The sequence below is a fragment of the Mogibacterium kristiansenii genome (genome assembly GCF_009695905.1).
Classification (GTDB): domain Bacteria; phylum Bacillota; class Clostridia; order Peptostreptococcales; family Anaerovoracaceae; genus Mogibacterium_A; species Mogibacterium_A kristiansenii.
Window position 1 is genome coordinate 1 of the sequence record NZ_VUNA01000021.1, and the last position, 25,129, is coordinate 25,129.

Consider the following 25,129-nt stretch of genomic DNA (forward strand, 5'->3'; position numbering starts at 1 on the left):
AAAGAGCATTGGATTGCAGTCCTTTCGTAAGTTTGTTCGCTACTACTTAGAATGAAGCATCCAATGCTCTTTTTCAATGCCTAATTATTTATTTCGATTTTAATCCCACAAAAATTCGTGAAGAACCCATTTTTTCCCCTTTAAAGTTATATATTCCTTGTTCTTCAATACGTCAAGGCAAACTGTCAGTTTATTGTACAGTAAAAAAAAATCCGTCGCAAGTTTTGCAACGGATTTTTTTAAAATCTGCGATTTTCCTATTTCTCCTTCTTTTCCGAGGAGTCTTCGCCGGAAGCGTATGCACCGACAATCTTCCAGGAATCGTCATCTTGTTTTTTCAGCTTCAGCTGGATTTCCTGCTTCAGCTCGCCGGTTTCGTCCACCTTCTTGGAGAACGCATCCAGCATTTCCGGAATTATATCGGCATACACCTTTTTCATCAATGCCTTCTGACCCTTGGATACATAGAGGTTCGTCAGCTCATCCATGTGCTTCTCCATGTACTTGTTGGCAATCTTGTTCACCTCGCTGTCCACATTGATGTCGTCCAGCTTGTACGGATTGTAACCGTGGGTGGTCTTCACCGAAACCGTCGCCTCGTCATCCTTTAGTTCTACCTCGCCGATTTCATACTTCGTAATGAAGTTATCCTGCATCTTCTCGGTGAAATCATCGATGCTCTTGGCAGCTTTATCTCCCAGATCATTCTTGGACAGGCCGCTGGATGTGTAGAACACCTTAGACAGGTTCTCCAGATCCGAGAGCCCCAATTCCTTCTCCACGTCTTCCGTGCAGTGCTTTCCCGCATTGGAGAATACCCCGCTCTCCAGGCTCTGCATAAACCCGTCTGCCGCCTCTTTGACCTTCCCTTCTTCCTTGTTTCCGCAACCGGCAAATACCAGCACTGTCAGAAGCAGGGAAAGGACCAGTGCCAATTTCTTCTTCATACTCATATATATCCTCCTTCCATAACCACACGTATCGTCGTTTTCAAAAATTATATTATACTTCCCGGCTTTCCGCAATACTCCAAAGAGCACCCCTTTGAGATAAAAAAGGCAGAAAATCCACCGCTTGCACAGCGATGGATTTTCTATTGCCAGTATGTATTGTGCGATATTTGCGATTTAGAATTTCAGCTTGGAGAATTTGCTCTTCTTCGGATAGGCTTTCTCGGACAATTCGCCCGCCATCTTCTGAATGGCCTTCTTCTCCTTGGAGCTGAGTTTTGTCGGCACCTCCACGATGACCTTCACGAACAGGTCTCCGTACCGTCCGGTGCGAGGGTTCTTCACGCCCTTGCCCTTCAGGCGGAAATTGGATCCGGTCTGGGTTCCCGCCGGAATGGTGTAGCTGTAGGTCTCGTTGAAGCCCGGCACGCTCACCTTTGCGCCCAGCGCTGCCTGATCGAAGGAAATCGGCAGGTCCAGATACAGGTCGTCGCCTCTTCTCTTATAGGTACTGTGAGGACGTACATTCAATACGATGTACAGGTCTCCGTTCGGTCCGCCGTTGGTTCCCGGCTCGCCCTGACCCCGAATCGGGATTACGCTGTCGTTGTCCACGCCCGCCGGAATATTAATCTTAATCTTGACCTTCTTCCGAACTGCGCCGGCACCGTGGCAATCCGGACACGGCGTATCGATAACCTGACCGGTTCCGCCACACTTGGAGCAGGTGGTCACGTTCTGAATTCGACCGAACGGCGTATTGGATACCTGGGTCACCTGACCGGTTCCGCCACAGGCATCGCAGGTGCGCTTGGAGGTTCCCGGTGCGGTGCCTTCCCCGTTACAGGTCTTGCACTGTACCATCTTGGTCAGTTCCACTTCCTTCTCACAGCCGAAGACTGCCTCGGTAAAATCAATGGTAATCTCCTGCTGCAGATCCCGGCCCTTCATCGGACCGTTACGCCGCGCGGAACGCCGGCCGCCGCCGAAGCCGCCAAAACCGCCGCCACCGCCGAACATATCGAATATATCACTGAAATCGAAGCCGCCAAAACCGTCGAATCCACCGGCGCCGCCGCCGAAGCCGGCATTTGGATCCACTCCGGCATGGCCGAACCGATCGTATTTGCTCTTTTTATCCGGATCCGACAGAACGGCATAGGCTTCATTCACTTCTTTGAACCTCTCTTCTGCCTCTTTGTTGTCGGGATTCCGGTCCGGATGATACTTCATGGCCATCTTACGGAATGCCTTCTTGATTTCATCATCCGATGCGCCCTTTTGAAGTCCAAGCACTTCGTAATAATCTCTTTTTTCAGCCATCTTTCGTTCCTTTCCAAAATATATCTATTTCATTTGTCATTATCATGAAATGACAGCTGCCGGCAGTACGCCGGCAGCTTTTCTATAATACACAGATTATTTATCGTCGTCAACTACTTCGTAGTCTGCGTCTACTGTGTTTCCGTTATGTGCCGCACCGGAGTTCTGCTCTCCCGCTGCCTGCTGTGCACCCATGTCCGGTCCTGCCTGACCTGCGGCACCCTGTGCAGCCTGTGCTTCCTGATAGATTCTGGTGGAGATTGGATAGAATGCGTTGGTCAGCGCTTCCATCTTGCTCTTCAGGTCTTCGGTGGATGCGTTGTTGTTCAGCGCTTCCTGCAGATCCTTCTTCGCATTTTCCACTGCGGTCTTCTCAGAATCGTTTACCTTGTCGCCCAGCTCGTTCATCTGCTTTTCGACTTCGAAAATCATGCCCTCTGCCTGGTTCTTGGTCTCGATTTCTTCCTTGTGCTTCTTATCTTCTTCGGCGTATCTCTCCGCTTCCTTGATTTTCTCGTTGATCTCATCCTCGGACAGCTTGGTGGAGGAGGTGATGGTAATCTTCTGTTCCTTACCGGTGCCCAGATCCTTTGCACTTACGTTAACGATACCGTTGGCATCGATATCGAAGGTAACCTCAATCTGCGGAATTCCACGAGGAGCCGGTGCAATGCCGGACAGCTGGAACCTTCCCAGTGTGATGTTGTCGGAAGCCATCTCTCTTTCACCCTGCAGTACGTGAATGTCTACTGTGGTCTGGTTATCTGCTGCGGTGGAGAAAATCTGACTCTTCTTTGTCGGAATCGTGGTGTTTCTCTCGATCAGCTTGGTAGCGATTCCGCCCAGTGTCTCGATGGACAGGCTCAGCGGAGTGACATCCAGCAGCAGTACGTCATTGACCTCACCGGTCAGCACGCCGGCCTGAATGGATGCACCGACTGCAACGCACTCATCCGGGTTGATGCCCTTGAACGGTTCCTTGCCGGTTACTCTCTGTACCGCAGCCTGTACTGCCGGGATACGAGTCGAACCACCCACCAGGATAACCTTGTCCAGATCTGCGGAAGTAACGCCGGCATCTCTCATTGCCTTGTTCATCGGCTCGATGGATCTTTCTACCAGATCGGAAGTGAGCTGATCGAATCTCGCTCTGGTCAGGTCCATATCCAAATGCAGCGGACCATCAGCGGTTACGGTGATGAACGGCAGGTTAATCTTTGTGGTCTGTGCGCTGGACAGTTCCTTCTTTGCCTTCTCTGCGGCTTCCTTCAATCTCTGCAGTGCCATGTTGTCCTGTCTCAGATCCACGCCGTGCTCCTTCTGGAAGGAGTCTGCCAGGAAGTCCATGATCTTGTTATCGAAGTCATCGCCGCCCAGGTGAGTATCACCGTTGGTTGCCAGTACTTCGAAAACGCCGTCGCCCAGCTCCAGTACGGATACATCGAATGTACCGCCGCCCAGGTCGTATACCAGAATCTTGTGGGATCCCTCTGCCTTGTCCAGACCGTATGCCAGGGAAGCTGCGGTCGGCTCGTTGATAATTCTCTTTACATCCAATCCGGCAATTTTACCGGCATCCTTGGTTGCCTGCTTCTGTGCATCGGAGAAGTATGCCGGTACGGTGATTACCGCTTCGGTAACCTTCTCGCCCAGATAGCTTTCCGCATCCGCCTTCAGCTTTGCCAGAATCATCGCGGAAATATCCTGCGGTGTGTACTGCTTTCCGTCGATTTCTACGTGATAGTTCTCACCCATGTGTCTCTTAATGGATGCGATGGTTCTGTCCGGGTTGGTGATGGCCTGTCTCTTTGCGGTCTCACCTACCAGTCTCTCACCGTTCTTTGTGAATGCCACTACAGATGGGGTGGTTCTTGCGCCCTCTGCGTTAGCGATTACGGTCGGTTCTCCACCTTCCAGTACAGCGACACAGCTGTTTGTTGTTCCCAAATCAATTCCAATTACTTTGCTCATTTCTATTACCTTTCCTTCCTTGAAATTACTTTGTTACTGCGACCATAGACGGTCTGATTACTTTATCGTTCAAAGCGTAGCCCTTCTGCAGGACCTTACTTACTTTGCCGCTTTCCAGCTCTTCGTTCTCTTCGGTCATTACCGCATTGTGTTTCGTCGGGTCAAAATCCTGACCTTCCGCTTCCACTTCCGCCAGACCGGATTTCTGAAGCTCCGTTACCATTTGGGTAAAAATAAGTTCCATTCCCTTGGCGTATCCGGCAGGGTCATCCTCTGCGCTGGCCGCCAGGGCTCTTTCAAAATTATCCAGAACCGGAAGCAGTTCCATCACCAGCTTCTCGGTGGCATATTCCCGAATGTCGTTCTTTTCCTTCGCTACCCGTTTCTTGTAGTTCTGGAACTCGGCCATCAGGCGGACGTATTTCTCATTTCCGTCATCGGCTTTTTCTTCGGTTTTCTCTTCCGACTTTTCCTCGGTCTTTTCCGCCTCCGGTGCGTTATCCTCTTCCGGAGTCTCGGTCGCCTCCGCCGAACCGGCTTCTTTTTTTACTTCATCTTCCGGAGTCTGGGCTTCTTTTTTCTGCTCTTCACTCATCCTCTTTCTCATCCTTTCCATTGCTCAGCATAAACGATTGGCTGAGGTTATTTGTCAAATATTCCATAATCGAGGTGACCTCGCTGTAGTTCATACGGGTCGGCCCGATAACGCCGATTTTGCCCACCAGCTTGCCATCCACGTGGTAGGTGGCGGTAATCACGGAGCTGTTCTTCATGGCCTGTTCCGGATTCTCGTTGCCGATGGTGACGATTACGCCGTTGTCCCGGTTCAGAATGTCCCGGGTGAATTCCTCCTTCCGGCTCACCAGCTCCAGGAAGGATTTGGCCCGATCCATGTCGCTGTATTCCGGAATGTTGAATATGTTGGTGAGGCCTTCCATGTACAGGTTGACGTTCAGCATATCCTCCAAAGTTCGCATGAAGTTGGGCATCACATCTCCCGCCAGGGAACTCAACGCACCCAGGTCGGTGCCCACATCTTCGATGATGGAATTCTTCAGCACATCGTCGATGGTATGACCTTTATAATGGTAGGTCATGGTTTTGCTGAGAATCTCCAGGGCATCGTTGGTGTACGGCACGTTCAGGCGCAAGGTGGTGTTGGTCACCTTTCCGCTGTCTGCCACAATCATCAGGACGATTTTGTCATCGTCGATGGGAAGCAGTCGGATGAACTTCAGGGTGTCCTGCCGAGTGGACGGAGTCATGGCAAAGGATGCCAGCTTCGTGATATCGGACAGAAGCTCTGCCGCGTGGCGAATGGTTCGATCGAACTCGTTTCGGTTCACTTGAAGCCGTTCGTTGATGGTCTGCTTATCTTGAAGGCTCAAATCCGTCTTCTGCATCATGTTGTTCACGTAGAGCCGATATGCCTTATCGGAAGGAACTCGCCCCGCCGATGTGTGGGGATGGGTCAGATAGCCCATCTCTTCCAGGTCCGCCATCTCATTCCGAATGGTGGCCGGGCTCACGCCAAAATCATATTTCTTCGCGATGGAACGGGAGCCTACCGGTTCGGCGTTCTGCACGTAATCCGTAATAATTGCCTGAAGGATTCGCAGTTTTCGTTCTGTTAAATCCATTGTTCTGCCTCCTTCATTCTTTTTCGTTGTTAGCACTCAATATACTGGAGTGCTAATCACTGTCTATAGTGTACTCTCACCCTCCCAAATAGTCAACGAATAAATTGAAGTTTTTTGTGTTTTTTCTGTGATTAGTGTACAATACTGATGTTTAGACAATCAGGAGGAATAACCATGGATTACAAAAGAATTCTTACAATACAGGACATTTCCTGCGTGGGCCAGTGCTCCCTTACCGTGGCGCTGCCCATCCTCTCCGCCTGCGGACTGGAGACGGCCATTCTCCCCTCGGCGGTGCTGTCCACCCACTCCGTGGGCTTCCGGGATTTCACATTCCGGGATCTGACGGAGGACATTCCCGCCATCGAGCACCACTGGCAGCAGGAGGGCATCCGTTTTCAGGCGGTGTACACCGGCTACCTGGGAAGCGCCCGCCAGATTGAAATGGTCAAAGACATCTGTCGAAATCTTCTGGTGCCCGGCGGCAAAAAAATCGTGGATCCCGCCATGGCCGACCGGGGAGAACTGTATCCGGTCTTCGATATGGATTTCGTTCAGGAGATGAAAGAATTAGTGGGAGAAGGAGACATCGTGCTGCCCAACATTACCGAGGCTTCGCTTCTAACCGACACAGAGTATCGGGAGGAATACGATGAGGAGTACATCTGCGGCCTGGTGGATGGGATTCACCGGCTGGGCGCCGGCACTGTGGTGCTCACCGGCGTGAGCTACGACGCCCACAGCACGGGCGTCCTGGTTTCGGAGCAGGGAAAACAGACCTACTACCGCCACGAACTGCTGGACCGGGGCTGCCACGGCACCGGCGACGTGTACGCCTCTTCCTTTGTGGGGGCGTACATGCACGGCAAAACCGTCCCGGAGGCCGCCCGAATCGCTGCGGATTATACCCTGGCCTGCATCAAAAACACCCTGGACGACCCGGACCACTGGTACGGTGTGAAGTTCGAGCCGGTGCTGGGGGAACTGATTAAGGCACTAAAGTAAGCCGGCACCCGCCGGCTTTTTGGGTTGGCCGGGCCGGGGTGGGCCGGGTTTTCTGCTCTGTCCGCCCGAGGTTTGGGGCTCCGCCGGACTGGGTTTGGGGCTCCGCCGGGCTGGGTTCAGATGAAAAGTGATGCATGGCTCCTCATTTTTCCGCCTCATGCATCAACTCCATTTCCAGGGTTGATGCATGAGCACCCGTTTTTTTGTTCCATGCATCACTTCTCACCATTGCCGCCGAGCGTCAGCCCTTTAATTGCTCGGCGGCGGTGAACCAATTGATGCAGGAACATCATTTTTCAGCGTTCTTACATCAATTTCCCGATTTGTACCGGCGGCCCGTGCGAGAGCCGGGCCGCGTTCAGATGAGAAGTGATGCATGCCCCCTCATTTTTCCGCCTCATGCATCAACTCCATTTCCAGGGTTGATGCATGAGCACCCGTTTTCTTGTTCCATGCATCACTTCTCTCCATTGTTATTTCCAAAGGAAGAGAATTGACGACGAACTCTCCTTCTCCCCACCTTTCGTCGTCAATTCTAATCATCTCCTCATGCCTTATGCTCTAATATACATTCGGTTTTAAAAAATTTGACGACAGACCCTCGCTCTGGGGAAGTCTGTCGTCAATCTAATATTTTCTTCACATTTTTGTTCTAATTCAAGTTCTGCTCAATGGCAAAAAATCACTTCTTCCAACCCGAATTTCCTGCTTTCAAGGCCTTATCTCGCCCTCACCCCCGGCATTGAACTCTAATCTACCCGGCGGCCGCGGGGAAATTGACGACGGAACCTCCGGGATGAGCGTTCCGTCGTCAATTTCTTCCGGTTTCCTTTAAAGCAGCCCGGATTAGAGGCCCCTTTATAATTTTCCCTGCTCCCGCAGTTTTTTCTCCGCCTTTCGTTCCGGCATGATCTTCCTCACATTATTCCCGGATACCAGCATCAACACCCCGGCCAGCACCAGCGGTGCAATCAGCAATCTCGGAAAGGTGAGCGCCTGACCTGCGCTGTTTTTAACCACTTGCAAGTCTGCATTGTAGAACGTCGGATCGAAGAAACATATGCTGAACACCATGACCGCCACCATAAACAAGCTGACGCCAAAGGACATATAACTGACGAAGCGATACGTGCCTTGGACATCTTTCTTCTTCCAAATCGTGAAATATATTAGTGCAATTCCGAAGATTGGCACATCCGACACGTCCCATACGAGTTCTATAATTCTGTAAAAATATACCCCCCGTGGTATCCAACGTATACGGTTTTGCTCCGTGGAAAATCAAGTACTCTCCGTAATCCGAACGGAAGAGATACCAGGAAAGAATCCACAATACGATGAATCCGATTTCGTTGGCCACCACATACGTCTTTATATTTCTTAGCCGGTTTTCGTCCATGATTCACTCTCCTTTTCTTATGAATGTGCTTCTCCCATAGGTCTGTTGTCCAACAGAATTATATAATCTCCGCTACAAATTTTTCAAAAAACTCATAGTGTATCTCTTACCGTCAGAATACTTTATTCTGCTTGCCTCGTCAATAAATATTCATTTTTACTAGATATTGATTTCTTTCTTTATTTGCGCTATCTTTATGCTGTGAGTTGTTCCCGAAGGCAGTCTCTACCCAACGCTGTAATGGTTGAAGCAATTGCTCCAAGATTATTGTCTGATTGCCAACAGCATCGATATTATTCTGAACACAGACATTTCTCGGTTCGAAGAGAACAGACTAAATGCAGATGAGTAAAGAGATAATAAAACACCTGCTGCCTCATCTCTGAGACAGCAGGTGTTTTGCTTTCACGAAATGCTGTTTATATCGCTCACTATTTCGCCTTCACTTCTTTCCAGTACTTGCTGTACAAATCCGTGGTTTTCGTATCCAGCGTTTTCAGCGTATCGCACATGTCCAGGGTCTCATCCGTCGGGAAGATGGCTTCCTCTTTCCGGTACTTCTTTTCGATTAGCTTCATCGCCGCCTCGTTCGGAGTGGTGTAGTAGAGGTAATCGAAATTCTTTTTTGCCACCTTGGCCTTGCACATGTAATTGATGAACTTTTCCGCATTGGCCTTGTTCTTGGAGGTTTTCGGAATGGCCCAGGAATCCACGAAGAATTCCGTGCCTTCCTTCGGAATGACGAATTCCACATCCGGGTTCAGGTCCTTGGTGTAGATGTACTCGCCGTTCCACACCACGCCGATGGCTGCGGAGCCGTCGGCCAGCAGATCCCGGGCGGAATCGTTGGCGTATTTGTACACCAGCGGCTTCTGCTTCTTCAGCAATTCCGCTGCCGCCTTGATTTCCTTCTCGTTGGAGGTGTTCTGGTCATATCCCAGCAAACGCAGGGCGATCATGAAGTCGTCCCGGACGCTGTCCGGCATCACGATGCTGTCCTTGAACTTCGGATTCCACAAGTCCCCCCAAGAGTCTATTTTTACATCCCCCACCATCTTCTTATTATAAATGATTCCAGAAACGCCCACCATGTACGGCACGGAGTATCTATTGCCCGGGTCGAAGGATTCCGACTTCTTCATGTAGCGGGAATCGATGTTCTTCAGGGCCGGGAGATTCTTCTTGTCCACCTCCAGAAGCATTTTGTGGTGAATCATCTTCTCAATCATGTAGTCGGAAGTGATGATGACGTCGTAATCCGCGGTTCCCTTCTCGATGACCGGATACATTTCCTCTGCGGTATCGTAGGTATCCTGGATGACCCGGATTCCCGTCTCATCCTCGAAGTCCGCAATCGCCTCCTGGTCGAAATAGTCCCCGTAGCTGTAGACGTAAATCTCGCCGTTCTCGCCGCTTCGGCAGCCGGTGCAGAGCATCATTCCCAGCACGGCCACCGCCGCCAGCACCCATTTGATTTTCTTCATCTACGCAGCCGTCCTTTCATTCTTAATATTGTTCCAGTTGACCACCAGCAGCACCACCAGCGCAATCAAGAAGATTACGGTGGATAAGGCGTACAGGGATGGACGAATTCCGATTTTCACCTCGCTGTAGATCAGCGTGGAGATGGTGTTGATGCCCGCCCCTCTGGTAAAGTGGGTGATGATGAAATCATCGATGGACATGGTAAAAGAAAGCAGGAATCCCGATGCGATTCCCGGCAGAAGCTCCGGCAGCACCACTTTGCGGAAGGCGTATCCCCGGGAAGCTCCCAGGTCCAGCGCCGCTTCGAACAGGGTGTCCGTCGCCTTGTTCATCCTCGGCCGCACCGATAGAATCACGTATGGAATGCAGAACGTGATGTGGGAAAAAAGAATCGTGCAATATCCCAGAGAGATTCCGAACATCAGGAAGGACAGCATCAGCGCGATTCCCGTCACGATGTCCGCATTCAGCATCGGAATGTTGTTGCACCCCATCAGCACCATCTGGGTGCTCTGTTTCATCCCGTCGATTCCGATGACCGCCATGGTTCCGATAATCGTGGCAATCAGCGCCGCCAGCAGCGCGATGGAGAAGGTGTTCACCAGCGCGCCCAGAATAAGCTTGCTGTGGAACATTTCCCCATACCACTTCAGGCTGAACCGGGTAAATACCGACATGGACTTCGCCTCGTTGAACGACAGCACAATCAGCGTCAGTATCGGGAGATACAGGAACAGCATGATAATTACAATGTACAGATTTCCAAAGAATTTCTTCATATGAACGTTCCCTCCCCGGTTTTATCGAATTTCTCCAGCAGCACCATGCTGATAATAATGAACACCATCATCACCAGGGACAGTCCCGAACCCAGGTACCAGTTGGAGTTCACCGTGAACTCCTGCTCGATGATGTTTCCGATCAGGTTCACCTTTCCGCCGCCCAACATGTTGGAAATAACGAATGTGGTGAGGGCCGGAATAAATACCATGGTGATTCCGCTGACGATGCCCGGCACGCACAGGGGTAAAATCACTTTGCGATACATATAGGCTTTACCAGCTCCCAGGTCGTAAGCGGCCTCAATCAGATGGCTGTCGATTTTCATCACCGCATTGTAAATCGGCAGAATCATAAAAGGCAGGAAGTCGTAGACCATGCCCAGCACTACCGCGCCCGGCGTATTCATCATTTCCTGTCTCGGCAGACCAAGGGCTTGCAGGATTCCGTTGATGACCCCTGCTCGTTCCAGCAGCACCTGCCATGCCATGGTCCGGAGCAGGAAGTTCATCCACATCGGCAGGATCAGCACGAAAATCGTAAAGCCCTGTTTTCCGAACTTGCTGTCCCGAAGCACGATCGCCATCGGGAATGCCACGATCAGGCACACCAGCGTGCTCACCAGCGCCAGCAGCAGAGACAGCCCCAGCGCCTGCATGTGGTTGGCGCTGAACATGGCGGTGATGTTATCTAAAGTAATTCCTCCGCCTCTGGCCGTGAATCCGTAGTAGGCAATGGAGAGGATGGGAATGACCGTTCCGGCAATCACAAAGACGATGAACGGTGCCGACCATTTCTTGCTAAATGTCAATTTCAATCGCCTCCTCTTCCTGTGTCTTTGGTTTATGCATAATCTGAATGTTCTCCGGACGAACGTACAGTCCTACCATGCTTCCCACTTCGTAGGAATCGTAGTTCTGCAGGAGCCACTCAAAATCTCCTTCCGTATCCGCCTGCGCCAGCATCTCGTAGTGCATGCCGATGAACAGCTTGCTGGTAATCTTGGCGTCCAGAATTCCCTTTCCCGCCGGATGGATTTCCAGATCCTCCGGCCGAATCAGCACGTCCACATCCAGTCCCGGGGCAAATCCGTTTTCGCTGCCGTCGATGCACGGGAAATCCACGCCGTTGATTCGAACCAGATGATTCCGAACCATCTTTCCGGAAAGGATGTTGCTGTCTCCGATGAAATCCGCCACGAATGCGTTCTCCGGCTCGTTGTAGATTTCCTCCGGCGTTCCTTCCTGCTGAATCCGTCCGCTGTTCATGACAATGACCTTATCCGACATGGTCAGCGCCTCTTCCTGGTCGTGGGTTACGTAGATAAAGGTGATGCCCAGTTCGTGCTTCAGCCGCACTAACTCGTACTGCATCTCCTGTCTCAGCTTCAAGTCCAGCGCTCCCAGCGGCTCGTCCAGAAGAAGCACCTTTGGTTCATTTACGATGGCCCGGGCCATGGCCACCCGCTGCTGCTGTCCGCCGGACATCTGGGAGATCTTCCGGTTCTCGTAGCCCTCCAGGTTCACCAGCTTCAGGCCGTAATGCACCTTCTCCTTGACGTCCGATTCGTTCATTCCTTTTACCCGAAGACCGAAGGCCACGTTGTCTCCCACGGTCATGTGCGGGAAGAGGGCGTAGTTCTGGAATACCGTATTCAGGTTTCGCCGGTTGGACGGCACGTTGGTGATATCCTTGCCGTCAAAAAGAATCCGACCGCTGTCCGGGTTTTCGAATCCCCCTAGAATCCGCAGCGTCGTGGTCTTTCCGCAGCCGGACGGTCCCAGCAGCGTGACAAATTCTTTTTCCTGAATGGAAATGGTAATGTTTTTCAGGACTTCGTTCTCCCCGTAGGATTTCCGAATGTTCTCCAATCTAATCAGTTCCGCCAATGCTTTCTTCCTCCTTTGTTCTTTCCCGATGTCATTTCTTTAAAAGCTTGGGGGTGTACTCACCCAGATCAGCTCGGCCCCCGCCGGTGAGCTGATGTAATGTTCTTCGTCCGGATAGAGATAGAAGCTCTCTCCTTCTCCCACGGCATATTTCTCTTTTCCGATGTGGACTTCCACACTTCCGGAAATAACGTATCCGAACTCCTCGCCCTCGTGGGGATTGTCCGGTATGGTGGATCCCCCCTTCTTCAGGGTCAGCCGGATGGGTTCCATCTCGTTTCGCTGGGCGTTGGGGACGATCCATTCGATGCGGCTCTTTCTGGCCGAATCTTCTTTCAAGAAATAATCTTCCGCCGAGAACACCACCTGGGGGCGGGTCCGGTTGGCAAAGAATTCTCCGCAGTCCGTTCCCAAACAGGTGAGAATATCCTCCAGGGTGGCGATGGACGGGGAAGTGAGATCCCGTTCAATCTGCGAAATAAACCCTTTGGACAGTTCTGCTCGGTCCGCCAGCTCCTCCTGGGTCAGACCCCGTTCGATTCGGATTCGACGGATTTTCTCTCCGATTTCCATGATAACCTCTTTTTCTAAAAACATAGAATACTAAAAATGAAGTTTAGTATTTGTAAACTCAAACACTAAAAATTATACTTGACTCCGCAAGGAAGTCAAGTAAATTTTTTTGTATAGTATTCTTTAAATGTCCAGACCCATCTCTGCCAGAACGTCCACCATGGCATCCATTTCCTTGTTCTCGTGGAACTCGATTCTTCCGGCGTCGCTGAGCATTGCCAGCTTCGGATCGATCGGCAGCTTTGCGATGACCGGAATGCCGTATTCCGCACCGATGGCATCCGCAGAGCTCGGTCCGAATACCTCGACCTTCTTTCCGCAGTCCGGGCATTGCAGGTAGCTCATGTTCTCCACCATTCCCAGAATCGGAATGTTCATCATCTGAGCCATCTTCATTGCCTTCTCCACGATCATGGATACCAGCTCCTGCGGAGAAGTCACGATGATGATACCATCCACCGGAATGGACTGGAAGATGGTAAGCGGAACGTCGCCGGTGCCCGGCGGCATATCGATGAACATTACATCCAGATCGCCCCAGATTACGTCGGTCCAGAACTGGGTAACCGCACCGGCAATTACCGGTCCTCGCCAGATAACCGGATCCGTCTCGTTATCCGTCAGCAGGTTCAGAGACATGATCTCCATCTCAGTCGGTGTGGAAGCCGGAAGCAGTCCCATGTTGGACACCTCTGCCTTCTCGTGAATTCCGAACATCTTCGGAATGGACGGTCCGGTGATATCCGCATCCAGGATACCGGTCTTCAGACCATTTCTATTTGCAGCGATTGCCGACAGCGCGGTGACCATGGATTTGCCAACGCCGCCCTTTCCGCTGACTACGCCAATGACTTTTTTGACACTGCATCCCTCATGCATCTTTTCGTGAGGATCCTTCTGTTCCCCCTGTCTGGACGCACAATCTGCGCTGCATGTTTCGCAAGAATGAGTGCAGTTTTCTTCAAATTCTGCCATTTTGTTCCCTCCTATACATTACACAATATACATTCGCACGGGGTGATTATACCATATTCTCATCCCAAATGCACTGTACGCATTCACTATTAAATATATTCGTTGCCGTTCACCCGGTCCACGTACCGGCACGCGTGGGTAGCCGCCACCGCACCGTCGCCCACCGCCGTGGTGAGCTGGCGCACGGACTTGCTTCGGCCGTCTCCGGCCACGAACACGCCGTCCCGCTTGCCGCCGCAGTTTTCATCGATCTGATAGTATCCGGCGTCGTCCATCTCCACCAGTCCGCGGAAAGGCTCCCCGTTCGGCACCTGTCCGATGGCCACAAAAAATCCGTCCACCGGAAGCTCCGTCTCTTCTCCGGTCTTTCCGTCCCGCAGGGTCACGCTCTGAATAATCTTCTCGCCTTGCACGGAGGATACGGTCTTTTCCATGGCAAAAACAACATTGTCTTTGGACTCCAGTTCCCGAACCAATCGATCTTCCGCTCGGAAACGGTCTCGGCGATGGATGATGGTCACCTTCCGGCAGATGCCCGACAGGTAGATGGCGTCCTCCACCGCGGTGTTGCCGCCGCCGTAGACCGCCACTTCCCGGTTCCGGAAAAAGGCGCCGTCGCACACGGCACAGAAGGAAAGCCCCCGGCCGATGAAATCTTCTTCCCCCGGCACGTTCATCTTCCGCCGTTGCAGTCCGGTGGCCAGAATTACGGCAGTGCATTCCACCGATTCGTCCGCCGTCCTTACTTCATAGCTTCCGTCTTCCTTCGGCAGAATCTCCGTTACGCCATCCATGAAAATCTCGGTGCCGCAATCCGCCGCCTGCTGCTGCAGCTTCATGGCGTATTCCGCGCCGCCCATTCCCGGGGCCGCCGGAAAGTTGTCGATCTCATCGGTGTAGGTGATCTGTCCGCCAATCATCTCTTTCTCAAAGAGGGCTGCGGTCTTTCCCGCACGGCCAACGTAGATTCCCGCCGTCAGTCCCGCCGGGCCGCCGCCCACAATTACTACATCATATTTTTTATTCATCGTTATCACTCCTTGCATCCTCTCAGTACGCTGCTGACTTTCTTCTAAATTATATACAGTATATCGAATTATAAAGTGCGTATCTTGAGTATAGTCGTTTCTTTCCGCGGTGACAATATGATTTTTCTGTGATATTTATTTTCGGCGGTTGAAATCCCCCCGCCGAAGGAGTATTATGTTTATTAGCAAACGGGTTCGGTGAGTGCTAACCCTCCGATCCTGTTTTTATGGAAATGAAATAAATATAAATAGAAGGAAGGTATCACAAGATGAGCAAAAAACAGTTCAAAGCAGAATCCAAGCGGATGTTGGATTTGATGATTAACTCCATTTACACCAACCGGGAGATTTTCCTGCGGGAGATTATCAGCAATGCCAGCGATGCCATTGACAAGCGGTATTACGAAGAGGCCAAGAGCGGCAAGACCGGACTTTCCCGGGAGAATTTTGAGATTCGGATTGAGCCGAACAAGGATGACCGCACCCTGACCATTTCCGATAACGGCATCGGAATGTCCGCGGAGGAGCTGGAGGAGAATCTGGGAATCATCGCCAAGAGCGGTTCCCTGGGCTTTAAGACGGAGAACGAAGAGGCCGCCAAAGACACCGACATCATCGGACAATTCGGCGTGGGATTCTACAGTGCTTTTATGGTAGCGAAACACATCGAGGTAACTTCCCGCAAGCTGGGAGAGGAGCAGGCCCACGTATGGATCAGTGACGGTGCCGACGGTTATTCCGTGGAGGATGGCAGCCGGGACGAGGTGGGCACCACCGTTCAGCTGACTCTGCGGGACGACACCGAGGACGACAAATACGATGAGTTCCTGGAGGAATATCGCCTGCGCAGCCTGGTTACCAAATACTCCGATTACATCCGGTACCCAATCGTGATGAACGTGGAGAAGTCCAAGATGAAGGAAGCGTCGGAGGAGGAAAAGGCCAAAGAGGATTATCAGCCGGAGTACGAGACCTACCGGGAGGACGAGCGCCTCAACAGCATGGTGCCGATCTGGAAAAAGAAGAAGAGCGAGATTACCGCAGAGGAGTACAACGAGTTCTACAAGTCCAAATTCTTCGACTGGAACGATCCGCTGAAGGTCATCCACACCAACGTGGAGGGCGTGATTTCCTACGATGCCCTGCTGTTCATCCCGAGTCAGGTGCCGTTTAACTACTACACCAAGGACTTTAAGAAGGGGCTGCAGCTCTACTCCAGCGGCGTCATGATTATGGATCACTGTGAGGATTTGCTGCCGGATTACTTCAGCTTCGTCAAGGGTCTGGTGGATTCCCCGGACCTGTCCCTGAACATTTCCCGTGAAATGCTGCAGCAGGACCGCCAGCTGAAGGCCATCGCCCAGCGCCTGGAGAAGAAAATTTCAAGCACCCTTCTGGAGATGCAGGAGAAAGATCGGGAGAGCTACGACAAAATGTTCGAAGCCTTCGGCATGCAGCTGAAGTACGGCGTCTATGATCAGTATGGCGTACATAAGGATAAGCTGAAGGACTTTATCGAATTCTACAGCAGCACTACCGACGAGCTTGCCACCTTCAAGGAATACGTAAGCCGCATGAGGGACGATCAGAAATACATCTACTACGCAACCGGCGAATCCAAGGAAAAGATTGCCAAAATGCCGCAGATGGATCTCTTCAAGGAGAAGGGCTACGAGGTTCTGTACTGCACCGACGAGATTGACGAGTTCGCCCTGAAGATTCTGCAGAACTACGACGATAAGGAGTTCAAGAGCATTTCCGATAAAGATCTGGGCTTCGAGATGAGTGACGAGGAGAAGAAGGCACAGGAAGAGAAGCAGGAGGAAGCCAAGGACGTTCTCACCGCGGTAAAAGAAGCACTCGGGGACAAGGTAGCGTCCGTCATTCTATCCACTCGTCTGAAGGATCATCCGGTATGCTTTGCCTCCGGCGACGGCCTCTCCCTGGAGATGGAAAAGGTACTGAAGGCACAGGCGGAGATTACCGGCAACAAGGAAGTGGGCGCCATCAAGGCGGACAAAATCCTGGAGCTGAACGGAGACCATCCGTTCTTCGCTGCCCTGAAGGCCGCCGTGGATTCCGACAACAAGGAAAAGGTTTCGGATTACGCTCAGCTTCTGTACGATCAGGCTCTGATTATTGAAGGCCTGCCAATCGACGACCCGGTCGCCTTCAGCAACAGAATTTGCAATTTGATGAAATAGAATTACTTGCTCATGAATAAAACGAGGGCTGCGGCATGACGCCGCAGCCTTTGTTTTGGTTCTTCACTTTTTCAAATGTCAATTCGATTTATGCTTCCTTATCCCCATCTCCCTCAAAGTATGCGGCCACCTTCTTCAGGTTCTCGATAATCGGCAGGTGCTGCGGGCAAATTGCCTCACACTGGCCGCAGCCGATGCAGTCGCCGGCTTTGCCGCTGTTCAGCGCCGTTCTGCTGTAGAATTCCCGCTGAGTGGTCCAATCCGTCCGCGTCTCATTCTGGTCCGCGTTATACAGAGAGAAGTATTCCGGAATCGGAATATTCATCGGACATCCTGCCGTGCAGTAGGAACATCCGGTGCACTGAATCTCAATCCCTTCGTTGATCTTCGTCACCGCCTGCCGGATCAGCTCCTGTTCCTTTTCATCCAGCGGCTTAAAATCCTCCATGTATCCCGTGTTATCCAGCAGCTGTTCCATGCTGCTCATACCGGACAGCACCACGGCCACATTATCATGCCCGGCCGCATAGCGGATGGCCCAGGACGGAACGGACAGATCCGGATCGTATGCTTTGAACGCCGCCTCCACGCTCTCCGGGATCCGGTTCGCCAGCATACCTCCTTTTACCGGCTCCATTACGATGACCGGCTTGTTGTGCTTTGTAATCATCTCATAGGCTTCCCGTGCCTGAATTCCGGGACTGTCCCAATCCAGGTAGTTCAGCTGTATTTGGACGAACTCCAGCTCCGGATGCTCCGTGAGCACCCGATCCAGGAACGGTGCTTTGTCGTGGCAGGAAAAGCCCACGTGGCGGATTTTTCCCTCTGCCTTCATCTTTGCCACCATGTCGAAGGCGCCTACTTCTTGAAATTTTCCGTAGTTGTCGTGGCCCATATCGTGGAGAAGATAGTAGTCAAAATACTCCACGCCGCAGCGCTCCAGCTGTGCCAGGAACACCTCTTCCGGCGTGCCGTCCTTCACGTAGGCCAGGTGATATTTATCTGCCAGAGTGTAGCGGTCGTGGGAGTAGCGGTCGGTCAAGGCCAGCTTCACCACCTGTTCGCTGTTCTTGTTGTGGTACATCCATGCGGTGTCGAAATAAGTAAACCCCCTCGCAATGAAGGTGTCCACCATTTCCTTTACCTTCTCCACATCGATGTTGTCCAGCTCTCCCTTCTCCGTATCCGTTCTCTTCGGAAGACGCATCATTCCGAATCCCAGCTTTTTCTTCGATTCGATCACTGCCATCTGTATTCCCTCCCTTAAATCATAAAATAATCCGCACATAGCAAAACAGAAGTTCAATTGCTGAACTTCTGTTTCTATTGGTCGGGATGGCGAGATTCGAACTCACGACCTTCTCGTCCCGAACGAGACGCCCTACCAAGCTGGGCCACATCCCGACGTCGATTACATTGTTTATATTACCACAATGGTCCGATCGACGCAAGCCTTTTTTCTTTATATCTGGATTTTAATTAAATTTCATTCGTGCATGCTTTATTCGAATGCCTCCGGCAACTTAGTCACATCCACCCATTCCAGTGCTCGGGAGAACTCGAAGAGCTCATCGCAGCTTACTTCTATGGCGCTGTTGGCCGTGCCGCAGGCCGGGAAAACCGTGTCGAATCGGCGAAGGGATTCGTCGCAGTACACCTTCACATCATCGCGGTCGATGGCAAAAGCACAGACGCCGCCGATGGGATGACCGGTGAATTCCAGTACTTCCTCCGGTGTGAGGAATCTTGCTTTTACCCCGAAGGTGTGTTTGTATTTGTGGTTATCCACCTTGGCGTCCCCCGCCATCTGCACCACAATCGCACCCTCTTCCTTGTTGCGGAACGACAGGGTTTTGCAAATACGGGCACCGTCTACGTGCAGGGCTTCTGACGCCAGATCCACGGTGGCGCTGGATGCGTCGAACTCCATCACGCGGTCCGCCGCCTCAAACTGTTCCAAATATTCTTTTACCTTCTCAATCGACATGATTGCTCCTTCCCCTCTAAAGGTTTCCGTAAAATGCGTTCGCGTTTGAATCGATTAGATCTCCCGACGGCCTTCCATCGCCTTCAGCAAGGTGACTTCGTCGGCATACTCCAGGTCGCCGCCCACCGGAATGCCGTGAGCAATTCGCGTCACCCGAATTCCGGATGGCTTCAGCAGACGGGAAATGTACATGGCGGTGGCTTCTCCCTCGATGTTGGGATTGGTAGCGATGATTACCTCTTCCACCTCCGGCTCCTTCTGCAGCCGAACGATAAGGGATTTCAGGTTGATGTCCCCGGGACCGATTCCCTCCACCGGCGAAATGGTGCCGTGAAGAACGTGATAGCGCCCGTTGAACTCCCGTATCCGTTCCATGGCCAGTACGTCCTGCGGGGATTCCACCACGCAGATGACCTTCGGATCTCGCTGTGGATCCGAACAGATGGAGCAGGGATCCTGATCCGTCAGATTTCCGCACACGGAACAGTAGCGCAGGTTCTGCTTCGCATCCCGAATGGCGTTCGCCAGGCTCTCCACTTCCGGCGTACTCAAAGACAGCACATGAAACGCCAGTCTCTGTGCTGTCTTTCCACCGATTCCCGGCAGTTTTGAAAACTCATTGATTAATCGATTCAGCGGTTTTGGATACTGCCTCATGCTGCTCCTCCTAGAGTCCCGGGATTCCCAGTCCTCCGGTAATCTTGCTCATTTCCTGCTCCACAACGGTATCCACCTGTCTCATGCCTTCGTTCACTGCGGCAATCAGCAGGTCCTGCAGCATTTCCACATCATCCGGATCCACAACGTCCTTATCGATGTTCAGCTTGGTGATTTCCTTGTTGCCGTTGATTACCACTTCAACCGCACCGCCGCCGGCTGTGGAAGTAAACTCTCTCTCCGCCAGCTCAGCCTGGCTCTGCTCCATCTCTCGCTGCATTGCCTGCATCTGCTTCAGCTGCTTCTGCATATCGCCGCCGCCCATCTTGGTCTTTCTCTTTCCTGCTCTCATACCTTTGCCCATTTTTCTTTTCCTCCTCTGTAGTTCTTAATGTTAGTCAATTATTTCCACGGACGTGCCGAAAAGGATTCCGGCTTCTTCCGCAATTTCGGTAACGATATCGTCCTTCTGCTCCATCCGGGTCGGGTAATCCACGCCCCCCATCATATTGTAGTCGGATGGGACGATTTCATCCACGCCTTCATCCCCGATGCCGAACTCCGGTTCTGCCGGGTATGCCGGCACTTCCGGTATCGGTCTGCTCGGTTCCGCTGCCGGTGGGTTGGAAGGCTTCAGTGCGGTAACCGGCTTCACGTCCCGCGCCGGCGCTGTCCCGGTCGGTGCGCCCTTTCCGTCGTCGGACCGCAAGGTCACCACCGCGTGCTCTCCCAAAATCTGCCGGGCCGCCGCCTGAATCTCCGCCTTGCTGTCATTGGCCAAGTCAATCTTATTGGCCTTCACCAAAATCGACAATTCGCCGTTCCGGTAAGATTCGATTCGGCTGGTGCTGCCCACCATAATCCGAAAGCTGGCACCCGCATCCTGCGCCACGATATCCACAATCTGATCCCATACCGCTTCCGGGTCGAATCCGTCCTCATAAAAAGAAGTTTCCGCCGCGTCGGAGGTTTCCGGCACGGCCGCTGTCGGGACTGAAGCTTCCGATACCGGGACGGCCGGCTCCGCCGCTTCTTTTGGTTCCGCCGCCATCGTTTGTTCCGGCGACGACGCCTGCACGGTCGGAACCAGCGGCACCTTCTTGAGTTCTGCTTTTGCCAGCTGAAGCATCTCCGCGACTTTGGACGACGGCACCGCCTTGCCGTTCATCAAGTGCAGCGCTGCCGTTTCCAGAAGGATTCTCGGCTGGGTGGAGGAGCGTGCCAGGTTGATGTATTCCGAAAGAAGGCGAATGCTCACCTCTAAAGAATCCGCATCCATCTGACTTGCCTGAAGCCGCATGCGGCCGATGTTCTCCTCCGATGCATTGATTAGCCGTTTGGCATCGTCCACATACCGCACCACCATCAGATTTCGGTAATGCTCCAGCCAATCGCTGAATATCTGTTTCGCGTCGCAGCCGGTACGAAGGGCATCCCCCACTCGCTTCAGCGCTTCCGCCATGTTGTGCTCAATTACGTTCTGGGTCAGGCCCAGATAGAAATCCATTCCGGCGCTTCCCAGGTAGTCTTCCACCGTCTCCAGATCCACCAGCGCATCTCCGCCGCTGATGCACTGCTCCAGAATGCTGAGGCCGTCCCGCACGGATCCGTCGGCTTTCTGCGCCACCAGCGCCAGGGCATCCCGGGTGATGTTCACCTGTTTTCGCCGGCAGATTCGTTCCATGCCTTCAATGAGGTCATCCTCGGACACCCGGCGGAAATCCAGCCGCATGCACCGGGAACGGATGGTCTCCCGCACCTTCTCGGGATTGGTGGTGGCCAGGATGAAAATCACATGTGCCGGCGGTTCTTCCAAGGTTTTCAGGAAGGCGTTCTCCGCACTGGTGGAAAGCATGTGCACCTCGTCGATGATGTAGACCTTGTACCGGCCCACCATCGGCGGATAGTTCACTCGGTCGATCAAGTCCCGTATATCATCCACACCGTTGTTGGACGCGGCATCCATCTCGATAACATCCAGAAAACGGCCTTCCTTAATCGCTTTGCAGTTCTCGCATTCACCGCAAGGAAGCTGTCCGTCCGCCGGATTGCCGGTGCAGTTCAAAGCCTTCGCCAGAATTCGGGCCGTGGTGGTCTTTCCCGTTCCCCGGGTGCCGGTGAACAGGTAGGCCTGGCTCACATTGTCCGTTTCCAGCTGATGCTGCAGAATCCGCACGATGTGCTTCTGTCCGATGATTTCATTGAAACGCTCCGGCCGCTCCGACCGATACAAAGCTAGATGCATTTTCCCTCCCATAATATAGACAACGCCCTTAGATTACCTGCAGATTGGAGAAGACGGGTCTGCGGCACAGGGTAAGGACCGCTTATTGCTGCTTCCTCTCGGACCTGACAAGATTCACGGCTCACCCTTGCGCAGGGTCCCCTCGACCTGCAGGTAATCTAAGAGCGCTCGATTCTCACATAAACTCAGTGCTTATTATATAATTTAAAAATTTTATTGTCAATCTCTCTATGGCATAGTGGATTCTCACTGCAGGGTTCGCGCCATAGAAAGGGGCGATGCGCCCCATTTCCGGCCGCATCGCCCTTAAACTGTTCCTATTTGTTGTTCTATTTTCACCTATTTCTTCACCTGCAGCATGGAGCTCAGGAATTCTTGCAGCCGCTCGCTCTTCGGATGTTCGAAGATTTCCTCCGGCGTTCCTTCCTCCACAATTTTGCCCTTGTTCATGAACACAACTCGGTCCGCCACTTCCCGGGCGAAACCCATTTCGTGAGTCACCACCACCATGGTGGTATTTCGAGCAGACAACGTCTTCATCACGTTCAGCACTTCTCCCGTAATCTCCGGGTCCAGTGCGGACGTGGGTTCGTCGAACAGCATGATTTCCGGCTCCATGGCCAGCGCCCTCGCAATGGCCACCCGCTGCTTCTGTCCGCCGGAGAGACGGCCCGGAAACTCATTTCTCTTGTCCGGAAGTCCTACCAGCTTCAGGAGCTCCAGCCCCCGCGCCTCCGCATCGGCCGGATTCACGCCCTTTACTTTTACCGGCGCGTAGGTGATATTCTTCAAGCAGTTCATGTGCGGGAAAAGGTTGAAGTGCTGGAACACCATTCCTGTCTCGCAGCAAATGCGCTTCAGCTCCTTCTCCGACGGATATACCGCCTCCGGCTGTCCGCTCCTATTCTGTACCTGTCCGTTTTCCGAATCCACGAAAACTTCCCCGTTCAGAGCGATGCTTCCCCGGGAAATCCGTGTCAGGGCATTGATGCAGCGAAGGAGGGTGCTTTTTCCAGAACCGGACGGCCCGATGATGGCCACGGTTTCACCCTTCTCTACCGAAAGACTCACGTCATCCAGGGCCCGGCAGCCGGCAAAATCCTTCACGATATTCTTCATTTCCAGCAGTGCCATTCTAGGCCTCCTTTCCGTCGTACAAAGACGTCTTCTTTTCCAATCTCTCCATCACGCAGGTTGCCAAGAAGGAGAATGCCAGATACATAGCCGCCGCGATTACATACGCCATCAGCGAACCGTCTCTGTTCACGATGCTTTTGGAGACTTTCATAATATCCGCCAAGGCAATTGCCGACGCCAGCGCCGTGTCCTTCACCAGGACGATGATTTCGTTGGAAATCGGCGGAATCACGATGCGAAACGTCTGGGGCAAAATGATGCCGAACAGCGTCTGACTTCGACTCAATCCCAGGGAATGCGCGGCTTCGTACTGACCCGCATCGATGCTCTTAATTCCGCCCCGGTAAATTTCCGCAAAATACGCTGCATAGTTCAGCGCGAAGGTGATTACCGCCGTCGGAAACGCATCCATACGAATGTTCAGACAAATCGGGAAAAAATAGTAGAAGAAGAACAATTGCAACATCAGCGGCGTTCCCCTAAAAACAAGTACGTACACTTTACAGAACCACCGAAGGGGCGACAGCTTCGAATTCTCGCCCAATGCGATGGGCAGCCCCAGCGGCAGGGAAAAAATCAACGTCAACGCAAATAATTCCAAAGAGATGATTGCCCCTTGCAAAAGTGCCGGTGTAATTGTCTGTATGTAGCTCATAAAACTCCTCACAATCCTTCAGCGGGTCCGAAGACCCGCTGATTCATCAATACCTTATAGATTCATATGATAAAGCAAAGTGCAGTCATTCACCTTATCGTCCCATGCTGTCAAATCCAAAGTTGTCAAATCTCTAGTTGTCAAAACCCTAGTTGTCATACCCCTCGTTGATTATCAGGCTGCTGCCTTTGCCAAACCATTTCTCGCAAATCTTGTCTGCCGTTCCGTCATCGATGCATTCCTGAATCGCATCGTTCACCTTTACAGCCAATTCCTTATCTCCCTTTCGGAAGCCTACTGCGTACTTATCCGATCCGAAATCGAAATCCGACTGATACAGTTTGGTTTTATTCTTGTTGTTGTAGAGTGCATATACCTCATCGATGACGACGACGTCGATGCGGCCCGCCTTCATATCCAAAATCGCTTCATCGTAGGTTGGATATTCCGATACGTTATCCGCAAAAGAATCGTAGTTCTTATCCGCTTTGACGGATTCCAACGCTGCGGAATCCGCCTGAGTGCCCACCTTATAGTTCTTCAAATCTGCACTGCTCTTGATGTTGATGCCCTTATCCAGGGACATTACCAAAATCTTATTGTTGAAGTACTTGTTGGACAGCGTCATGCTCTTCTGACGATCCTTTGTCGCCGACATTCCGTTCCATACGCAGTCAATGTTCTTGGATTTCAGCTCCGCTTCCTTGGCATCCCAATCGATCGGCTGGAATTCCACCTTGATGCCCAGCTTCTTTCCAACAGCCTTCGCCAGATCGATGTCTACGCCCACCAGGTTATCGTCCTTATCCCGGAAGCCCATCGGTGCAAAAGTATCATCCAGTCCCACCGTCAGAGTACCCTTGTCTTCGATGTATGCGTAATCCGTGGCTTCCTTGGAGCTTCCGCATCCGCTCAGCAGTGCCATTCCGGCAACCAATGCAATCGTTGTCATCAGATAGATAAATTTCTTCATTTTTCCTTCCCTTGTCCTTTTCTTAATTTTTCTTGCCGTCGCTCTTTGTACGGCGTATTTTTGTTTTATCACTTTATCGTGTTAAAGTACTAATGTGATAGTGTTATAATACCAAAGGTCGGTTCTTTTGTAACCGGTAAACCACCCGTGCCTTCCCTGAATCCTTGAAAAACCGTAAAATACCATATACGGGTTTTCAAGGATTTTTAGTATGGGAGGAAATGTATGAACAAAATGGTCAAAATTCAGCATC

General features: G+C 52.1%; 24 protein-coding genes, 1 tRNA gene and 1 other RNA gene. 2 read left to right on the forward strand and 24 right to left on the reverse strand.

Annotation, left to right across the window (positions count from 1 at the left end):
* Positions 1–257: 257 nt before the first annotated feature.
* The 5 genes from FYJ65_RS08465 to hrcA form a co-directional block, all read right to left on the reverse strand.
* A complete protein-coding gene (locus tag FYJ65_RS08465) occupies positions 258–953 on the reverse strand; it encodes a hypothetical protein (protein WP_154554893.1) in 696 nt (231 codons plus the stop codon).
* A 174-nt stretch (positions 954–1,127) separates the two neighbouring features.
* Positions 1,128–2,273, reverse strand: a complete 1,146-nt coding sequence (gene dnaJ, locus FYJ65_RS08470) for a molecular chaperone DnaJ (RefSeq protein ID WP_154554894.1) — start codon at positions 2,271–2,273, stop codon at positions 1,128–1,130.
* A gap of 96 nt (positions 2,274–2,369) precedes the next feature.
* Positions 2,370–4,244, reverse strand: coding sequence for a molecular chaperone DnaK (dnaK, locus tag FYJ65_RS08475; protein WP_154554895.1), 1,875 nt, complete (start codon positions 4,242–4,244; stop codon positions 2,370–2,372).
* 25 nt (positions 4,245–4,269) lie between these two features.
* The gene (gene grpE / locus FYJ65_RS08480) at positions 4,270–4,839 is read right to left on the reverse strand and encodes a nucleotide exchange factor GrpE (RefSeq protein ID WP_206157383.1); all 570 of its coding nucleotides are present in this window, start codon (positions 4,837–4,839) and stop codon (positions 4,270–4,272) included.
* Positions 4,832–5,884 (reverse strand): heat-inducible transcriptional repressor HrcA, encoded by a 1,053-nt coding sequence (gene hrcA, locus FYJ65_RS08485; protein WP_154554897.1) that lies wholly within the window; start codon positions 5,882–5,884, stop codon positions 4,832–4,834. Before hrcA ends, grpE begins: the two co-directional genes overlap by 8 nt.
* A gap of 174 nt (positions 5,885–6,058) precedes the next feature.
* Between hrcA and FYJ65_RS08490 the strand changes: the two genes are divergently transcribed.
* On the forward strand, positions 6,059–6,889 hold the full coding sequence (locus FYJ65_RS08490; RefSeq protein WP_154554898.1) for a pyridoxamine kinase: 831 nt from the start codon (positions 6,059–6,061) through the stop codon (positions 6,887–6,889).
* 384 nt (positions 6,890–7,273) lie between these two features.
* Here FYJ65_RS08490 and FYJ65_RS08495 read toward each other — a convergent pair whose 3' ends face one another.
* The 9 genes from FYJ65_RS08495 to FYJ65_RS08535 form a co-directional block, all read right to left on the reverse strand.
* The gene (locus FYJ65_RS08495; protein WP_154554899.1) at positions 7,274–7,432 is read right to left on the reverse strand and encodes a hypothetical protein; all 159 of its coding nucleotides are present in this window, start codon (positions 7,430–7,432) and stop codon (positions 7,274–7,276) included.
* A gap of 315 nt (positions 7,433–7,747) precedes the next feature.
* A complete protein-coding gene (locus tag FYJ65_RS08500) occupies positions 7,748–8,092 on the reverse strand; it encodes a hypothetical protein (RefSeq protein WP_206157384.1) in 345 nt (114 codons plus the stop codon).
* Between the two features lie 627 nt (positions 8,093–8,719).
* Positions 8,720–9,772 (reverse strand): ABC transporter substrate-binding protein, encoded by a 1,053-nt coding sequence (locus tag FYJ65_RS08505; protein ID WP_154554901.1) that lies wholly within the window; start codon positions 9,770–9,772, stop codon positions 8,720–8,722.
* Positions 9,773–10,552, reverse strand: a complete 780-nt coding sequence (locus FYJ65_RS08510; RefSeq protein ID WP_154554902.1) for an ABC transporter permease — start codon at positions 10,550–10,552, stop codon at positions 9,773–9,775.
* Entirely contained in the window at positions 10,549–11,370 is an 822-nt protein-coding gene (locus tag FYJ65_RS08515) for an ABC transporter permease (RefSeq protein WP_330650682.1), read from the reverse strand. Before FYJ65_RS08515 ends, FYJ65_RS08510 begins: the two co-directional genes overlap by 4 nt.
* Positions 11,354–12,442 (reverse strand): ABC transporter ATP-binding protein, encoded by a 1,089-nt coding sequence (locus FYJ65_RS08520; RefSeq protein ID WP_154554903.1) that lies wholly within the window; start codon positions 12,440–12,442, stop codon positions 11,354–11,356. Before FYJ65_RS08520 ends, FYJ65_RS08515 begins: the two co-directional genes overlap by 17 nt.
* 39 nt (positions 12,443–12,481) lie before the next feature.
* Complete coding sequence (locus FYJ65_RS08525; RefSeq protein ID WP_154554916.1) at positions 12,482–13,015, reverse strand: cupin domain-containing protein; 534 nt, start codon at positions 13,013–13,015, stop codon at positions 12,482–12,484.
* Positions 13,016–13,138: 123 nt separating this feature from the next.
* On the reverse strand, positions 13,139–13,990 hold the full coding sequence (locus FYJ65_RS08530) for an Mrp/NBP35 family ATP-binding protein (protein WP_154554904.1): 852 nt from the start codon (positions 13,988–13,990) through the stop codon (positions 13,139–13,141).
* Between the two features lie 89 nt (positions 13,991–14,079).
* The gene (locus FYJ65_RS08535; RefSeq protein ID WP_154554905.1) at positions 14,080–15,018 is read right to left on the reverse strand and encodes an NAD(P)/FAD-dependent oxidoreductase; all 939 of its coding nucleotides are present in this window, start codon (positions 15,016–15,018) and stop codon (positions 14,080–14,082) included.
* A 269-nt stretch (positions 15,019–15,287) separates the two neighbouring features.
* On the opposite strand from FYJ65_RS08535, the gene htpG reads away from it, so the two are divergent.
* Positions 15,288–17,222, forward strand: a complete 1,935-nt coding sequence (gene htpG / locus FYJ65_RS08540; protein ID WP_154554906.1) for a molecular chaperone HtpG — start codon at positions 15,288–15,290, stop codon at positions 17,220–17,222.
* An 88-nt stretch (positions 17,223–17,310) separates the two neighbouring features.
* Here htpG and FYJ65_RS08545 read toward each other — a convergent pair whose 3' ends face one another.
* The 10 genes from FYJ65_RS08545 to FYJ65_RS08590 all read right to left on the reverse strand — a co-directional run bounded on the left by FYJ65_RS08545 (position 17,311) and on the right by FYJ65_RS08590 (position 24,876).
* Positions 17,311–18,471 (reverse strand): aldo/keto reductase, encoded by a 1,161-nt coding sequence (locus FYJ65_RS08545; RefSeq protein WP_154554907.1) that lies wholly within the window; start codon positions 18,469–18,471, stop codon positions 17,311–17,313.
* Between the two features lie 78 nt (positions 18,472–18,549).
* A tRNA-Pro gene (locus FYJ65_RS08550) sits at positions 18,550–18,626 on the reverse strand.
* 97 nt (positions 18,627–18,723) lie between these two features.
* The gene (locus FYJ65_RS08555) at positions 18,724–19,209 is read right to left on the reverse strand and encodes a YbaK/EbsC family protein (RefSeq protein ID WP_154554908.1); all 486 of its coding nucleotides are present in this window, start codon (positions 19,207–19,209) and stop codon (positions 18,724–18,726) included.
* A 54-nt stretch (positions 19,210–19,263) separates the two neighbouring features.
* Positions 19,264–19,866, reverse strand: coding sequence for a recombination mediator RecR (gene recR, locus FYJ65_RS08560; protein ID WP_154554909.1), 603 nt, complete (start codon positions 19,864–19,866; stop codon positions 19,264–19,266).
* A 10-nt stretch (positions 19,867–19,876) separates the two neighbouring features.
* Entirely contained in the window at positions 19,877–20,230 is a 354-nt protein-coding gene (locus FYJ65_RS08565) for a YbaB/EbfC family nucleoid-associated protein (protein ID WP_154554910.1), read from the reverse strand.
* A gap of 30 nt (positions 20,231–20,260) precedes the next feature.
* Positions 20,261–22,111, reverse strand: coding sequence for a DNA polymerase III subunit gamma/tau (gene dnaX, locus FYJ65_RS08570; protein WP_206157385.1), 1,851 nt, complete (start codon positions 22,109–22,111; stop codon positions 20,261–20,263).
* 8 nt (positions 22,112–22,119) lie between these two features.
* Positions 22,120–22,345, reverse strand: an RNA gene (gene ffs / locus FYJ65_RS08575) — signal recognition particle sRNA large type.
* 105 nt (positions 22,346–22,450) lie between these two features.
* Positions 22,451–23,245, reverse strand: coding sequence for an amino acid ABC transporter ATP-binding protein (locus tag FYJ65_RS08580; protein ID WP_154554912.1), 795 nt, complete (start codon positions 23,243–23,245; stop codon positions 22,451–22,453).
* A gap of 1 nt (position 23,246) precedes the next feature.
* Positions 23,247–23,903, reverse strand: coding sequence for an amino acid ABC transporter permease (locus FYJ65_RS08585; RefSeq protein ID WP_154554913.1), 657 nt, complete (start codon positions 23,901–23,903; stop codon positions 23,247–23,249).
* Positions 23,904–24,051: 148 nt separating this feature from the next.
* Positions 24,052–24,876 (reverse strand): amino acid ABC transporter substrate-binding protein, encoded by an 825-nt coding sequence (locus FYJ65_RS08590; RefSeq protein WP_154554914.1) that lies wholly within the window; start codon positions 24,874–24,876, stop codon positions 24,052–24,054.
* Positions 24,877–25,129 lie beyond the last annotated feature (253 nt).